Here is a 15256-nt window from a genome sequence, read left to right as displayed (position 1 = left end):
GTAACATGCGTTTATTACATACAGCGGATTGGCATTTGGGGCGAACGTTAGAAGGTCGAAGTCGTCTAGCTGAGCAAGCACAGTTTTTAGATGAACTGGCAGACATTGTGGAAGAAGAAAAGATAGATGCTATTCTCATGGCGGGAGATGCCTTTGATACGGTGAACCCTCCAGCAGCGGCAGAGCAGCTCTTTTACGAAAGTATGTCTAGATTGAGCAACAATGGAAAACGTCCAATTATTGTTATTGCAGGTAATCATGATAACCCAGATCGGCTGTCGGCGGCTTCTCCATTAGCCGTTCATCAAAATATTACACTTCTTGGTTTGCCTACTACCGATGTAGAAAGCATTCACATTCCTACATCAGATGAAATATTAAAGGTTGCGGCTCTTCCTTACCCATCTGAATCAAGGTTAAAGGAACTGTTAGCAGAAGAAAATGATGAGCTGGCTCTTCGAAATTCATACGATGCCAGAGTAAAAGGTATTTTCGATAAAATGAGTGAGCAGTTCACAGCAGATACCGTTAATATTGCCATGAGTCATATTTACGTAGCTGGCGGAAGTTCAACGGACTCAGAACGTCCAATTGAAGTAGGAGGAGCTTATACGGTGGCGGCGACTAGTTTACCTGCTAATGCTCAATATGTAGCTCTAGGACATTTGCATCGCCCGCAAATGATCAATCGCGCCCACACTCTGGCAAGGTATTCCGGTTCACCTCTTGCTTACAGCTTTTCGGAGTCAGGATACGCAAAGTCGGTTACCATTTTAGATGCTCAGCCAGGAAAAGAGGTTGAAATGACGGAAATTCCATTATCTAGCGGAAAGCCTTTGACGCGTTGGAAAGCGAAAAACGGATTGGCAGAAGTATATACGTGGCTTGATGAACAGAAAGATGCGCAGGCATGGGTTGATTTAGAAGTTCACGTAGAAGATGCACTTTCACTAGAAGAAATCCATCGACTTCGCAAGCTTCATCCAGGCTTTATTCATATTCGTCCGGTATTCAAAGCAGAAGAACTAGCAAATGAAACACGTTCACAGCGCGAAGTGCCAATCGAAGAACTGTTTACAAAGTTCTACAGCAGGCAAACCGGCGGAGGGGCACCTGATGATGAGTTAGTCAAACTGTTTTTAACCTTGATTAACGATGAAGAAGTATCGGGAAAGGAGGATGAAAAATGAAACCTATTAACTTGACCGTTTCGGGGCTTCACAGTTTTAGAGAAAAACAAACTGTCGACTTTGAAGCGCTGTGTTCAGGCGGTGTGTTTGGAATATTTGGTCCTACTGGAAGCGGGAAATCCTCCATTTTGGATGCCATTACACTAGCTTTATACGGAAAAGTAGAGCGTGCAGCCAATAATACACAAGGAATTTTAAATCACGGGGAAAATGAACTGAAAGTATCGTTTACGTTCGAGCTGGAAAACGCTAGTCATAAAAAACGCTATACTGTTGAACGAAGCTTTAAACGGACAGATGAGCTGCGTGTGAAATCAGCTTCCAGTCGATTGATTGAAATTGAAGATGAAACGTACGTATTAGCGGATAAAACAAATGATGTAAACCAGCAGGTACAGGAACTTCTTGGTTTAACAATTGATGATTTTACAAGAGCTGTTGTATTACCACAAGGAAAATTTGCAGAGTTTTTATCATTAAAAGGGACGGAGCGCCGTCAAATGCTTCAGCGTCTTTTTAATCTCGAGCAGTACGGAGATCAGCTTAGTAAGAAAATACGCTATCAAGTTCAGCAGCTAAAAACAGACCTAGATAAAATCACGGCAGAACAAACGGGATTAGGTGAAGCTTCAACAGAGAAAGTAACAGAAGCCGAGCAGCTTGTAAGTGATAGCATTGTACTTTTGGAAAAACGAGAAAAAGAAGCGGCTGATTTGCAGGAACGATACGATCAGCAGGCGTCTCTTTGGAAAGCGCAGCAGGAAAAAACACTGTTAGAAGAAAAACTAGTGCATGCTTCTAAGCAGGAAGAGGAGATTAAACAAAAGCAAGATTTGCTGACGAAAGCGCAGCAGGCAGAGCGTCTTTTTCCTTATTTAGAAACATTTGAACAAGCTGAAAAACAGCAGAAGCTTTATAAAGATAAAGTAGAAAAATTAAAAGTGCAAATTGTTCAGCAAAGTGAGGAATATAAGCGATCCAATAGCTTATATGAGCAGGCTCGCTTACAAAAAAATGAACAGCAGCCCAAATTGGTTGTTCAAAAAGAACAGCTCCAACAAGCTTCTGATCTTCAAAAACAAATTAAAGATGGGCAGCAAGAAGTAAAAGAAGCGGAAGTTTCTCTTCAGCAAAAGCAGCAGGCACTTCAAACGAAAAATGATGAATTAATAGAAGCGGATAAGCGGTATCAGCAAGGTCTGAATCTTCAAAAAGAGTTAAAAGAAGCATTAACAAAAGTGGAGATTCAACCTGATTATCGGCAGGCTGTTCAGCAAGCATTCTACCGTTATCAAGTATGGAATAATGATAAAAAAAATCTAGATGAAGGCCAAAAAACGTATAAAGAAAAAGCGGAACAGCTTCAGCATTTGCATACACAAAAACAAACACACCAAGAGAGATATCAGCAAACAATAGAACGAAGCAAAGAGTTATTTTCAGATATTCAAGGCTTGTATCACACTGTATGTGAGCGGGAAAAAGAGTTTCAGCAGCTTTTTAAACAGGCGGATCATTTAATGAGTGATCTAAAAAGACGCAAGGAAAAAGAATGGTCACATCGTCTGGCTCATCAATTAGCTGAGCAGCTGACTAAAGGAGAGCCTTGCCCAGTTTGTGGCTCTGAGCATCATCCTAACCCCGTGTTAAACCAAAAAGAAGAAAATAGTACAGTAGAATCAGCGGATCAGTTCGAAGATCAAGTCAATCAGTTGCGTGAACAGCGATTTAGCTATTCGTCGCTTAAAATGCAGCTTGAACAGCTAGCTAAACCTCTTGTTGAAAAAATACCTGATTTAGCTGGGTTTATGAATGAAGCTGGCCAAGTCCCTGCTTTAGGAGAAATGAGTACAGATGCCTTTGGCCAGTATGCTAAGAAAATAGAAGTTGAAATCAAATCTCTTGAGCAGGATTATTTGCAGGTAAGTGAAAAACAGCAGGCAATTCTAGGGCAGGTACAAAAGGTCCAGCAAAGTCTTGAAAAGATTGAATTAGAGCTTGCTCATTATCAAAAAGAACAAATTGAATTAGAAGGAAAAGTCAATCAGCAAAAACAAGCGTTACAAGCAGGAAAAGAAGCTTTTCAACAAGATTATCCTTCCTTTGTATTTGAAGAGATGGAAAAAATTAATGAACAGCTAAACGAGCGAGAAAAAGAAGAGCAGACAATAAAGGCTCGAATTGAAAAAAGCAGCGTATTTTTTGAAAATCAGCAAAAGAAAATCGAACGTCTAAAAGAAGAAAAATATGCGGGCGAAAAAGAATTTACAGAATTAAAAGCAATGCTGTCTCATAAACAATCTCTTGTTCACTCGCAAATTGAACGCTTGCGTACGCTTACAGATCAAGAAGATATTGAACAAGCGCTGCAAAAAACAGTTCACTTACTTGCGGAGTTAGAGACGAATGAACAGCAGGCGTATCAACATTGGCAGACTGTTCAAAAAGCGTATCAAACGCTGCAAATGGATGAAAAAGCAGCGAGCGAATCTCTAGAAACAGCTCATATCCAGTATAAAAAAGCAGCTGGAAAATGGGAAGAAGCGATAGGGAGTTCTTTATTCAGCGAAGAAAAAGAAGTTCAGCAAGCTTTGTTATCACATGATGAGATGAAATTGTTGGATGAAACTGTTCAGGCTTATTGGGACAACATAAAACAGATGAAGTCATCAATTGAACAGTTAAATATCCAGCTGAATCAGCAGTCCATAGAAGAGCAGCAATTTGAAGAAACTCAGCAGCTGCTTCATGATATAAAAGCCGCTGTAAAAGAAGCCGTTCAGCTCAAGGGAGCAGCTGAGCAAACGTTAAAAAGCGTCAAAGAACGGCATGAGCGATTTTTAGTGCTTGAACAGGACCGTGAAGAAAAACAAGCGTTATTTGAACAGTATCAAAAGCTTCAAACAGTATTTAAAGGAAATGCTTTCGTCGAATATATTGCTGAAGAACAGCTGATGTCCGTTAGCCGAGATGCTTCAGAGCGTCTGGGTATATTAACACGTCAGCGCTATGCGATTGAAGTTGATTCACAAGGCGGCTTTATCATGAGAGATGATGCAAATGGAGGCGTAAAACGTCCGGTTTCAACTTTATCGGGAGGGGAAACATTTTTAACTTCCCTCGCTCTGGCCCTTTCATTATCTGCACAAATACAGCTAAGAGGAGAATATCCACTGCAGTTTTTCTTTTTAGATGAAGGATTTGGAACGCTTGATGGAGAGCTTCTTGATACCGTGGTTACGGCGCTTGAAAAACTTCAGTCCAATAATTTATCAATTGGAGTCATCAGTCACGTACAAGAACTTCGAGCTCGGCTGCCAAAACGTTTGATTGTTGAGCCGTCCGAGCCTTCTGGCAAAGGAACTAGTGTAAGAGTAGAAACTTTATAGGGAAGGAAATCTATATGAAGAAAAAAGACAGGCGAATAGGAACATGCGAATTATGCGGAAGGCAGGATGTCTTGACGACCGTACATCATTTAACGCCAAAGGAAATGGGCGGAGTGTTTGAACCGACGGCAAACTTATGTATTCCGTGTCATAAACAAATTCATGCGTTATACACAAATGATGAATTAGCCATTCGTCTTAATACGATTTCTTTATTACAAGCTGATTCTAAAATTAGCTCTTTTATTAAATGGATTCGTAAACAGCCTTCTTCTAAATTACCTAAAACCAAAAAATCAAACAGCCGAAAATCTAAGTGAATGAAAAACCCCTTATCTGCTTTAGTAGCAAAGATAAGGGGTTTTTTTAAGCATTTGCCGCTATATTTTGATCGAATAAATCTGGATCTAACGTATTTGTTCCTGAAATGCCGTTATTTGTATTAACAAAGTTACCTGTATTTAAAGAGCCTGAGCCTGAGGCTGTTTTAGCAGCGCTTTTTGGAGAAACATAAAACGTATCTCCAAACGTTACGACACCGCCCCCGACGCTCGTGATACTAACGGGTCCGATTATTGCTGGCATGAGGTTCACACCCTTTTTTTCGTGATATTAGTTTAGTATATGAGCAGTTTCTTAAAAGGTTCACTCACTGCCGCTAGCTTCTGAAGCAGCTTTCTTTGAAGCTCCTGTTTCAGCTTCCTTTGAAGGTTCATCGTTGATCAGTTCACGAATATGCTTAATGCGGGCTTCTGCATACACATTGCAGGTCGAGCCAACATGAATAACTGACGAGAATGAGCACCCTTTTATATCAATTCTGTTAACGCGGATTAAAGGTATTTCATTCCACGTTTGAACGGGAATAGGTTCGTAGTCACCATGGGGAATAGGCTCACTAAAGATAGCATAATCATCAAAATTTCCTTCTCTGCCGTAGAAAAACGGATACTGTCTCCGATCAGCTAACGCTTTATTAAGTAGGTGAATTTCTGTTGAATCTCCAATTTGGCAAAAAGAGCTCGCCGACAAGGAATTAATTTCTATATAATTAACAGAAGATGTGCGTGAAAGCATACATAAGCTCCTTTATGATAACGATAGTGGAACATAAGGACCGATAATCAAAGATTCCGCTGGTGTATCAAATGTTGAAGAGAGAGAGATGTAATTTGCATCACCAATTAAAAAAAGAGAGGAAGAAGATACGCCTGTAATACTAACGTCTCCAACAAGCAATTCACGGTTTACAACGTTAAAGTTCATGAAGGGGGTCCACCTTTCTTTAAGGATTCAGGTAAATACGTTAAAAATGCGTCAATTCCTTTTTTCATATCTTCATAAAGTTTACCGATAATTTGCGGTTTAATTTGTTCAAAATTCCGTTCCATTTCCTCCGGCTGAACTTGCTGTATATAAAAAGTAATCCGCTGCTGCAGCTGCTTTTTAATATCTTCTAAAATAAACTCGTAGTACGATTCATCAATCATCATCGAGCGCTCATCAAGCACATGTTGAACCATAGAAAATCCATATTGATTAAGCTCATTTAAAATCGTTTCATGAATATCAGAGGCCCACTGCTTTTCTAGCTGGCGATTCAATGGTTTTAAGCTGGGATTTTGCGGTCCAGGACCTCCGGGTTGTCCCGGCTGCTCACCTTGAGGCGGCTGCCCTTGTGGCTGAGCTCCTTGCGGAAATGTTACTTCTGGTTTCTCATTAATAATGATATCTTCTAAATTATCGGGTGTAAGAGGATTCAATCCAATATTTAATGTTCCATCTAAAGAATCAATTTTTAACTGTTCAAATTTATATTCAATTTTATCAATTTTAATAGGTGGCTGTTCACCTAACTCTTTTATTTTTTGCTGAAGTTCTTGTACGTTTTTTTCAAGCTGAGCAATGCGTCCTTCTTGCTGCTGAATATACGAAGACATTTGCTGAACATACTGATGAACCTGCTGAATATAGTTCATGTTATCCACCTTCAATCACCTCGATTCCCTTATCTCCCGATAAAGAAAATAGTTATATATATACATATGGCGATGAAGGCTGTAACATGTCAGTCGTTGTCTCGAGCTGGTGGAGTTAGCGACTGTGAAAAAGGTGCTGGGGCTGCTCCTGCGCCTGTTCCGGGAGTAAAGGTAGAGGGAGAAACAGATCCAAGAATGCCTTTTTTTGTTTCGGTAGGTGCAGCGCCTGTAAATCCTCCTGTATTAAAGAGATTTGAGTTCGGTTTAATAACACCTACGCTTCCAATTTGAAGTACCGAAGAGTTACTTACGGCACTGATTTTCATACTTTGAATACAGATACTTTGATTCACGTAAAAGTTCATAAGCATCCTCCTGTATGAGCTTCATTTCTATTATAGATTTCCAGCAACATTTTGGTCATTTACGTCATTGTCTGACGTATTGGTTGAGCTCTGCTGATTCACAACATATAATCCGTCACCTGTATTAAACGAACCTGCGCCAGCATATGTTTTAGCAGTGGAAATAGGGGCTATTGTATAAACATCTCCAATATGAAAGACGCTGGCTGAACCAACACTGTTAAGATTAACAACACCAACAATGGCAGGCATAGGCAAACACCCTTTTAATTTAGTCTAGTAACAGCATATGAAGCCTAGATAAAAAGGTGATTAATGCTTTTTCCTTATCTATATGCAGAGGAGAGGTAAAACATTAAAAAGAGGAATGGAAATAGTAAACATTGAAGAAAAACTTTTGCGTTCGATATAATGTGAAGGCAATAATGAAATCATGTAAGGTGTGAAAGAATGAAACGTTTTAAAATGAATGCAGCTGATAAAGAACAGCGTATTGAAGCGGCGGATGTATTAAAAGGAATTGCGCTTATCGGTATTTTGCTCATAAACATGCCGAATTTTTATTCGCCTGCTTCGTATTACGACAATAATTTGATGAATGGTTCAAGAATGAGTTATGTTGCTAATGGATTAGTTGATATAGTAATAGGACAGACAGGATACGCGCTGCTTGCTATTTTGTTTGGATTTGGTTTTATGAAAATGTTCCAGCGTACATACGAAAGGCAAATAAGCTTTACTCCTTTTTATGTACGAAGAATGACAGCTTTGCTTCTCGTGGGAGCTATTCATGCTGTATTTATTTGGCATGGTGATATGATTGTGATATACAGCTTCTTTGCTTTGATTATGCTGTTTTTTCAAGAAGCAAAGAAAGAAGTGTTATTAGCATGGGGAACCGGAATATTTAGTATTTACGCTGTGATTATGATTGTTATTTTAACGGTAGCGGCTTTTGCTAATGAAGGAGAGACAGCGGCAGGAATTCACCAGCCTATTATTGACCAAGCGCTTCAAGTATATGGACACGGAAATTTTGCGTCAATATTTCATCAGCGCTTGCTGGATTGGTACTACGCTTATAATTTAAATACGGTTCCTTTTCTGTTTTTATCGCTATTTCCACTGTTTTTATTAGGCGGCTTTATAGCAAAAAGCGAATGGTTTAAAGAAATAGAAGAATATATAGTTGAGACAAAGTGGATTTGTCTTATTTCATTCATCGTATATGGAGCATCATCTGTATTGCCTTATGCTTTAGATCACAATGTAGCTACATCTTATATTCACGATACAATTGGAGGAACGGCAGGAGCAATTTTTATTGTAACGTTGGTTACATTAGCTATGCGAAGTGTATCTATTCAAAAAGTCATGCAGCCATTTGCTTTTTTGGGAAGAATGATTTTAACTAATTATATTGTCCAGTCTATTGTATGTACATTTCTTTTTTACTCATATGGATTAGGATACTATGGGCATATTTCAATTGTAGAAGGATTGGCTATTGCGGGGATTATCATTTTTATTCAACTGCTGGGAAGCTGGATATGGATGAGCCTATTTTCAGATGGACCGTTTGAAAAACTCATTCGGTATGCTACATATGGACGCAGCCTCTAAAAATCCTTTTCCTTCCTTATATTATTGGTGAAGGAAAGGTTTTCATGATATGATATTTTCAGAAAGGACGTGAGATGAATGGCTCCACTACATATTCATGTAACGCTTTGGACATTATTGATTATCTCGTTTGTGGTTTCGTTGATTTTACATCGAGCAGGTAAAGCTAAAGGTCAAAAAATCTTACATATGGTGGCGAGACTTCTATACTTATTAGTATTAGTATCAGGTCTGCATATGTTAGCAGCTTGGTACCATTTTCAAGGCGCAGCGCTCATTAAAGGAATTGCCGGAGTGTTAGTGCTTGTGGGAATGGAAATGGTCCTTGTTCGTACTGAAAAAAGAAAACGTACAGGCGTTGCTTGGGCAGTTCTTGTAATTGCGCTTATCTTAGTATTCTATTACGGATATGTCGTACTAGGATAAGAAAAGAGGATAGGGCAAGAGTATTTTAGTTCAAAAAAAATCGAAGTATTAATCAGAATTCTGATTAATACTTCGGTTTTTTTTTCGTTGTCATGGTGAAAGTAAATTTAATGCGTGTAGGTGCTTCTAGCTGTTGATTGGAGGGCAAGGCGAAGACTCCTGCGGGAAAAGTGGCACAGGTGAGACCCCGCAGGAGCGTAAGCGACGAGGAGGCTCATCGGCCGCCCGCGGAAAGCGAAGCCTTGCATGGAAATCAATAGCGGTTTAAAAGCAATCAATACGAACTCATATATCCAATTTTTTCTTTTTAGATTAGGTTGATGAAGTTATGTCTCAAACTCTTTTCTTTTACTTTAATCTAAAAAAAGATTCATTGAACGTTCTCCATCGTTAACGGTATATTCAAATCGGTCTAGGTATTGCGTGCCTCGTTCGAATAAATGCTGAACGGCACAAATTTTTTCCTCATTGTCATAAATGATAAAATTAGCACCTTTTGTATCACCGTCTGTCGGTAAAAAACATAATGTGTTGTGACAGTAAATACAATCATAAAGAGAGAATTTTAATGAATTTAAGTGCTGAGTGAATGATAAAAAGGTCTCTTTCGGTAGTGATTGAAGAAGCTGTTCGTATGCATAAGGTAGCTTTTTAGTCAGTCTTAGCTTATCTCCATTTCGCAATAAATACGTTCCATCGTGAAGCTTTATTTGACGGTCATCAACCATAATGGCTTTTTCCCAGCGTGTATCAATAAGAAGTTCTAATGTCTCATCCATTACTTCATGAAGCATGGAAGCTTCGTCACTTTCATCTTCAAAGAAAATCCACTGTGAATCAACACATTCAACCGTACCAATCACGAAGGAACGCGGCTGATTGTTCATAGCTTGTTGTTTAGAATAATGATTCATAATCAAACCTCCGTGTGAAATTTATCCATATTTTTTTATTGCCTAAAAAAGCTCTCTTTATAACTGAAAAGTAAAAATAAAATATAAGGACAATTCAACTGTAACTACTGCGTGCATACAATGGCATTATTTCATTCATAAACAAGAGCGTGAAAGAAAGGATGATAAACGATGTGTGGTATAACGGGTTGGGTCGATTTAAAGCGATCGCTTTTAAATGAAACAGCAACAATAACAAAAATGGCTGACACTTTATCGAAAAGAGGTCCTGATGACACCAACGTATGGACACAGCAGCATGTTGCTTTTGGGCACAAACGCTTAGTTGTAGTAGATCCTCAAGGCGGAAGACAGCCGATGACGCGAGAAAAAAATGAACAGCTCTACACGCTTTGCTATAATGGAGAGCTTTACAACACGGAAGATATTCGGAAAGAATTACTAAAAAGAGGTTATCAATTTCAGGGACATTCAGATACGGAAGTACTTCTAACATCTTATATAGAATGGAAAGAATCATGCGTAGATCATTTTAACGGTATCTTTGCTTTTTCGATCTGGGATGAAGCCAATGAAAAGTTATTTATAGCACGCGACAGAATGGGAGTGAAGCCCTTATTCTATCGATCTTATGAAGGTGGAATTCAATTTGCATCAGAATTAAAGGCGATATTAGCTCATCCTGAGGTAAAAGCAGAAGTAGGATTAGATGGATTAGCAGAAGTGTTTGGCTTAGGACCTTCTCGTTCTCCCGGCCACGGCGTATTTAAAGAAATAAATGAATTGCGTCCGGCTCACGCGCTCACGCTTACGCGTAACGGGTTGAAGATTTGGCGATACTGGAACGTAAAAAGTGAGCAGCATACAGATAATTTAGCTGAAACAACAGAAAAAGTTAAATTTTTAGTGCAAGACGCGATTGTAAGACAGCTAGTGTCGGATGTCCCGGTTTGTACATTTTTATCAGGTGGAGTGGACTCAAGCGCCATTACAGCAATTGCTGCAAATGCGTTCAAAGAAAGCGGCAAGGGCTCCCTTCATACGTATTCTATCGACTATGAAGACAATGATAAATTTTTTAAAGCAAATGAGTTTCAGCCAAATTCTGATGGAACTTATATCAAGCTCATGTCCGATACGTTTCAAACAAATCATCATCGCTGCATTATTTCAACGGAGGACCTTGTGCAGCATTTAACAGAGGCTGTAGAGGTGAGAGATCTTCCTGGAATGGCTGATGTAGATTCATCGTTGCTTTGGTTTTGCCGTGAAATCAAACAAGATTTTGTCGTGAGCTTATCAGGAGAATGTGCAGATGAAATTTTTGGAGGATATCCGTGGTTTCACCGAAAACACGATTTGTCTTCGGATACTTTCCCGTGGATGCGCTCATTAGATGCTCGAATTGATTTGCTGCAAAGTTCATGGAGAAAGAAATTACAGTTAGAAGATTATGTACGTGCAAGATATGAAGAAACGTTAAAGGAAGTGCCTGAATTAGAAGGTGAATCGTTAGAAGATGCGCAGCGGAGAAAGCTGTTTTATTTAAATCAGGTTTGGTTTATGACAACTTTATTAGATCGTAAAGATCGTATGAGCATGGGAGCGAGCTTAGAAGTACGCGTACCTTTTGCAGATCATCGCCTTGTGGAATATGCATGGAATATTCCATGGGAGATGAAAATGACGGGCAATAAAGAGAAGGGGATTTTACGCAAAGCGCTTGAAGGAATTTTGCCTCATGACGTTCTTTATCGCAAGAAAAGCCCTTACCCTAAAACGCATAACCCAGCTTATACAAAAGCTGTAACTGTATGGCTTCAATCTCTTTTACAAGATAAACAGTCACCTCTTTATGAATTTTTTGATAAGCAGCAGTTAAAGCATATTATTGATACAGGCGGAGAAGGATTTAAAGCGCCGTGGTTTGGTCAATTAATGACAGGGCCTCAGCTGCTAGCTCATCTAGCTCAAATTCACGTCTGGTTTACTCACAATAATATTCAAATTGTTGAATGACAGGACCCTCTCAGTACAGAGGGTTTTTTTATAAAATCAGTCATCCATTTCTCTTTTTTATACGTTTAAGTAGAGAAGAAGACCGCAGTCTATTTTTGTATAACTTTACATAGATATAAAATAAAAGCTTGAAAGCACCGAATAAAGGGAAAGTGTACTGAAACCCTGGAAAAATGGTACAAACGTCATATTTTCATGGTTTAGTTATTGGTAATTTTATGATTCGAATAAAGACAAGCAGTTTATCGTTGTGTTTAATAATAAAGCTTTGTATAATGTTTGTATAACTATTGTATAAGATTAGGAGTGTATGTATGCAAAAAAACGTAATCGTGATTGGAGCAGGTCCAGGAGGACTAGCGGCAGCAATGCTGTTAGCAAGTCATGGCTATAAAGTAGATGTATATGAAAAGCAAGGATACGTGGGCGGGCGAAATTCAGCGATTAAAATGTCAGGTTATACGTTTGATATGGGTCCTACATTTTTGAGCATGCCACAGATTTTTGAAGAATTATTTCAAGCTGCTAATCGCAATGCGCATGACTATATGGACTTAAAACGTCTAAATCTCATGTATGAGCTTATCTTTGATGATGCACAGATTCAGATGACGGATAACCATAAAAAGATGAAAGAAGAAATCGAACGTTTATACCCAGGAAACGGGGAAGGCTATGAGCGCTTTATGAAAGACACCGAAGCAAAGATGGCGGCTTTGCTGCCTTTATTGCAAGGGCAGATGGATCGTTTTCATCACTATTTAAAGCCTGAAGCAATTCGAGCACTGCCGCATTTATCCTTAGGTAAAACGCTCTATGATGTACTTGGCAAGTATTTCACTGATGAGAAATTGAAATTAGCTTTTACTTTTCAATCGAAGTACTTGGGAATGTCCCCTTGGGAATGTCCAGGAGCCTTTTCTATTTTATCGTTTATGGAACATGCCTACGGTATCTTCCATCCGATAGGAGGAGTAAATCAGCTATCTCAAGCAATGGCAAAAGTAGTGGAAGAACATCAAGGGCACATCCACTTAAACCAAGGTGTTCAAAAACTATGGATTGAAAATAAGAGAGTAAAAGGAATTATTCTAGAAAATGGAGAGCGAATAGGGGCAGACGACGTCATTATCAATGGAGATTTTGCTCATGCCATGACGAATTTAATAGATGAAGGTACGCTTAAAAAATATGCAGTTAAAAAACTTGAAAAGAAAAAATACTCTTGTTCCACTTTTATGATTTATCTAGGCATAGACAAACAGTACAAAGATCTGCCTCATCACACGATTGTGTTCGCTGAAGATTATAAAAAAAATGTAGAAGAGATCACAAAAACGTTAGCTCTTTCAGAAGACCCTTCCATCTACATTCAAAACCCAAGTGTAACAGACCCAACTTTAGCACCAGAAGGAAAGTCTGCTCTTTATATTTTAGCGCCGGTTCCAAATAATTTCAGCGGTGTAAACTGGGATGAAAAACAAAAAGCTTTTCGAGATGCAGTATTAAAAATTGTAGAAAAGAAAACGGGTTTCAAAGATTTAGAGAGTCATATTGAAGTTGAAAAAATCATTTCACCAAAGCAGTGGGAAGAAGACGTGCTGGTCTATAAAGGAGCGACATTTAACCTTGGACATCAGCTCACTCAAATGATGGTACTGCGTCCGCATAATAAATTTGAAGAATTAGAAAATTGCTGGCTAGTTGGAGGAGGAACTCATCCAGGGAGCGGTCTACCAACTATTCTGGAATCATCCCGCATTACGACAAAGCTCATCTTAAAAAGAGACGGACAATTACTGAATGAGCCGTTTAAAACCATGAAGGAAATGGAGAGTGCATTATGAGAACAGCAATTGTTGGAGGCGGAATAGGCGGTTTAATTACCGCTTTGTTATTAAGCAAACGAGGTTTTTCTGTTGATATTTTCGAAAAAGAAAACAAGCTGGGCGGCCGGCTGGCGTTTGTAGAAAAAGACGGTTATAAAATTGATGAAGGTCCCACGATTGTCTTGCTGCCTTTAATGCTTGAACGTATTTTAGATGAAGCGGGCATTTCTGCTTCTCAATATGAACTAATACGCTGTGATCCACTTTATGATATTCATTTTCCAGACGGTACGACCTATACAAAAAAAGCGACTGAAAAAGATCAGTTAGAGGAGATTAGCCGTTTGTTTCCAGGCGAAGAGCAAAACTACCGGCGTTTTATGACTGAATTAAAAAAGCGATTTGAACTAGGAAGTAATGCATTTTTGGAAAAAACATTTGTAAATAAACGAGATTTTTGGACATGGCAAAACATTAAGGCATTAAAAAAAATGAATGCAAATAAATCAATGAGAAAATTTGTTTCAACGTATTTCCATGATGAACGTCTAGTAGATGCCTACTCGCTGCAATCTCTCTATATTGGAGGGAATCCTTATTCGGCACCAGCTATTTATTCCCTTGTTCCTTACAGTGAGCATGCTCATGGCATCTATTACGTAAAAGGGGGATACGCAAGTCTTGTGCCACTTCTTGAAAAGGCGCTGATAGAGCAAGGTGTAAGCATTCATTTGAATAAGGTGGTTCAAGAGCTTTCTATATCAGGAGACAAGACAGAAGGGGTTATTGTTGACGAAAAACTTCACCCATTTGATCAAGTGATTTTAAATGGCGACTTTCCTAATATGGCGAAAATTGCTCAAAAAAAAGAAAAGAAGTATGTGCCTTCGTCCAGCTGTCTGCTGCTTTATCTTGGTTTGAAGAGAAAATATGATCATCACAATGTGCATCAATACTTTATGGGCAATGATTTGGCTAAACATATGGAAGCAGTGTTTAAGCATAAAACGATTCCTGAAGATCCCGCTATTTATACATTTAATCCCTCTGTTATTGATCCATCCCTAGCTCCCGAAGGAAAAAGTGTGCTATATGCACTTGTACCGGTTCCATCAGGTGGCCACATTGATTGGAGCAATCAGCAAGATTTTGTTGATGGAATCATTCGAACTTTGGAAGAAAAAGGGTTTGGGGAGCTGCGTAAAGAAATAGAATGGGTAAAAGTACGCACGCCAAATGATGCTCAAGCATTTGGACTTTACGAAGGCGGAAGCTTTGGTATTGCTCCTGAGCTGTTTCAGTCAGGCGTATTCAGACCTCAGTACCAGCCGTACGAATATAAAAATGTTTTTGCGGTGGGAGCATCTATACATCCAGGCGGAGGCGTGCCAATTGTTATGCAAGGAGCAAAAATGTTGGCTGATCATCTTATTGAACAATCGTCTATTCAAACGGTTGCAAAGCTCTCTTAAGATCTTGTGAAGCCATAAGGAAATGATGGTTTATCCTTTAATAGAGAAAG

The 15256-nt window shown here is 39.0% G+C and carries 16 protein-coding genes; 9 read left to right on the top strand and 7 right to left on the bottom strand.

The window, feature by feature from the left end:
* Window positions 1-5 precede the first annotated feature (5 nt).
* The 3 genes from ACH6EI_RS21285 to ACH6EI_RS21275 are packed head-to-tail and all read left to right on the top strand — an operon-like array spanning window position 6 to window position 4899.
* Window positions 6-1190, top strand: a complete 1185-nt coding sequence (locus tag ACH6EI_RS21285) for an exonuclease SbcCD subunit D (protein WP_028412416.1) — start codon at window positions 6-8, stop codon at window positions 1188-1190.
* Window positions 1187-4579 (top strand): SbcC/MukB-like Walker B domain-containing protein, encoded by a 3393-nt coding sequence (locus tag ACH6EI_RS21280; RefSeq protein ID WP_108674389.1) that lies wholly within the window; start codon window positions 1187-1189, stop codon window positions 4577-4579. Before ACH6EI_RS21285 ends, ACH6EI_RS21280 begins: the two co-directional genes overlap by 4 nt.
* A gap of 14 nt (window positions 4580-4593) precedes the next feature.
* Window positions 4594-4899 (top strand): HNH endonuclease, encoded by a 306-nt coding sequence (locus ACH6EI_RS21275; protein ID WP_028412414.1) that lies wholly within the window; start codon window positions 4594-4596, stop codon window positions 4897-4899.
* A gap of 46 nt (window positions 4900-4945) precedes the next feature.
* Here the strand turns inward: ACH6EI_RS21275 and ACH6EI_RS21270 are convergent, their stop codons facing one another.
* The 6 genes from ACH6EI_RS21270 to ACH6EI_RS21245 form a co-directional block, all read right to left on the bottom strand.
* Window positions 4946-5164: a spore germination protein gene (locus ACH6EI_RS21270; protein WP_013055353.1), complete on the bottom strand. Its 219-nt coding sequence runs from the start codon at window positions 5162-5164 to the stop codon at window positions 4946-4948.
* Window positions 5165-5224: 60 nt separating this feature from the next.
* Window positions 5225-5656 carry a spore germination protein GerPE gene (locus ACH6EI_RS21265; RefSeq protein ID WP_028412413.1) on the bottom strand — a complete coding sequence of 144 codons (432 nt, stop codon included), beginning with the start codon at window positions 5654-5656 and terminating at the stop codon, window positions 5225-5227.
* Between the two features lie 12 nt (window positions 5657-5668).
* On the bottom strand, window positions 5669-5845 hold the full coding sequence (locus tag ACH6EI_RS21260) for a hypothetical protein (protein ID WP_013055355.1): 177 nt from the start codon (window positions 5843-5845) through the stop codon (window positions 5669-5671).
* Window positions 5842-6558 carry a spore germination protein GerPC gene (gerPC, locus tag ACH6EI_RS21255; protein WP_028412412.1) on the bottom strand — a complete coding sequence of 239 codons (717 nt, stop codon included), beginning with the start codon at window positions 6556-6558 and terminating at the stop codon, window positions 5842-5844. Before gerPC ends, ACH6EI_RS21260 begins: the two co-directional genes overlap by 4 nt.
* An 89-nt stretch (window positions 6559-6647) precedes the next feature.
* Window positions 6648-6923 carry a spore germination protein GerPB gene (locus tag ACH6EI_RS21250; RefSeq protein ID WP_014461637.1) on the bottom strand — a complete coding sequence of 92 codons (276 nt, stop codon included), beginning with the start codon at window positions 6921-6923 and terminating at the stop codon, window positions 6648-6650.
* Window positions 6924-6953: 30 nt separating this feature from the next.
* The gene (locus tag ACH6EI_RS21245; RefSeq protein WP_028412411.1) at window positions 6954-7175 is read right to left on the bottom strand and encodes a spore germination protein; all 222 of its coding nucleotides are present in this window, start codon (window positions 7173-7175) and stop codon (window positions 6954-6956) included.
* 198 nt (window positions 7176-7373) lie between these two features.
* Between ACH6EI_RS21245 and ACH6EI_RS21240 the strand changes: the two genes are divergently transcribed.
* The 3 genes from ACH6EI_RS21240 (at window position 7374) to ACH6EI_RS21230 (ending at window position 9240) form a co-directional block, all read left to right on the top strand.
* The gene (locus tag ACH6EI_RS21240; RefSeq protein WP_394530537.1) at window positions 7374-8546 is read left to right on the top strand and encodes a DUF418 domain-containing protein; all 1173 of its coding nucleotides are present in this window, start codon (window positions 7374-7376) and stop codon (window positions 8544-8546) included.
* Window positions 8547-8624: 78 nt separating this feature from the next.
* Window positions 8625-8972 (top strand): DUF1516 family protein, encoded by a 348-nt coding sequence (locus ACH6EI_RS21235; protein ID WP_013055360.1) that lies wholly within the window; start codon window positions 8625-8627, stop codon window positions 8970-8972.
* A 133-nt stretch (window positions 8973-9105) separates the two neighbouring features.
* On the top strand, window positions 9106-9240 hold the full coding sequence (locus tag ACH6EI_RS21230) for a hypothetical protein (protein WP_255256919.1): 135 nt from the start codon (window positions 9106-9108) through the stop codon (window positions 9238-9240).
* 85 nt (window positions 9241-9325) lie between these two features.
* Here the strand turns inward: ACH6EI_RS21230 and ACH6EI_RS21225 are convergent, their stop codons facing one another.
* Window positions 9326-9886, bottom strand: coding sequence for a DUF2777 domain-containing protein (locus tag ACH6EI_RS21225; RefSeq protein ID WP_028412409.1), 561 nt, complete (start codon window positions 9884-9886; stop codon window positions 9326-9328).
* A gap of 171 nt (window positions 9887-10057) precedes the next feature.
* Here ACH6EI_RS21225 and asnB point away from each other — a divergent pair, with 171 nt between their 5' ends.
* The 3 genes from asnB (at window position 10058) to ACH6EI_RS21210 (ending at window position 15206) form a co-directional block, all read left to right on the top strand.
* Window positions 10058-11905, top strand: a complete 1848-nt coding sequence (gene asnB / locus ACH6EI_RS21220) for an asparagine synthase (glutamine-hydrolyzing) (protein WP_098113554.1) — start codon at window positions 10058-10060, stop codon at window positions 11903-11905.
* A gap of 314 nt (window positions 11906-12219) precedes the next feature.
* The gene (locus ACH6EI_RS21215) at window positions 12220-13752 is read left to right on the top strand and encodes a phytoene desaturase family protein (RefSeq protein ID WP_034267744.1); all 1533 of its coding nucleotides are present in this window, start codon (window positions 12220-12222) and stop codon (window positions 13750-13752) included.
* Window positions 13749-15206, top strand: a complete 1458-nt coding sequence (locus ACH6EI_RS21210) for a phytoene desaturase family protein (RefSeq protein ID WP_028412406.1) — start codon at window positions 13749-13751, stop codon at window positions 15204-15206. The genes ACH6EI_RS21215 and ACH6EI_RS21210 overlap by 4 nt, the downstream gene beginning before the upstream one ends.
* Window positions 15207-15256: the final 50 nt, after the last annotated feature.

It is taken from the genome of Priestia sp. JSM ZJ58 (genome assembly GCF_044383985.1).
In the GTDB taxonomy this organism is placed as follows: domain Bacteria; phylum Bacillota; class Bacilli; order Bacillales; family Bacillaceae_H; genus Priestia; species Priestia zanthoxyli.
Note: the sequence above shows the minus strand (reverse complement) of the source record. Positions and strands in the feature narration are given on the sequence as shown.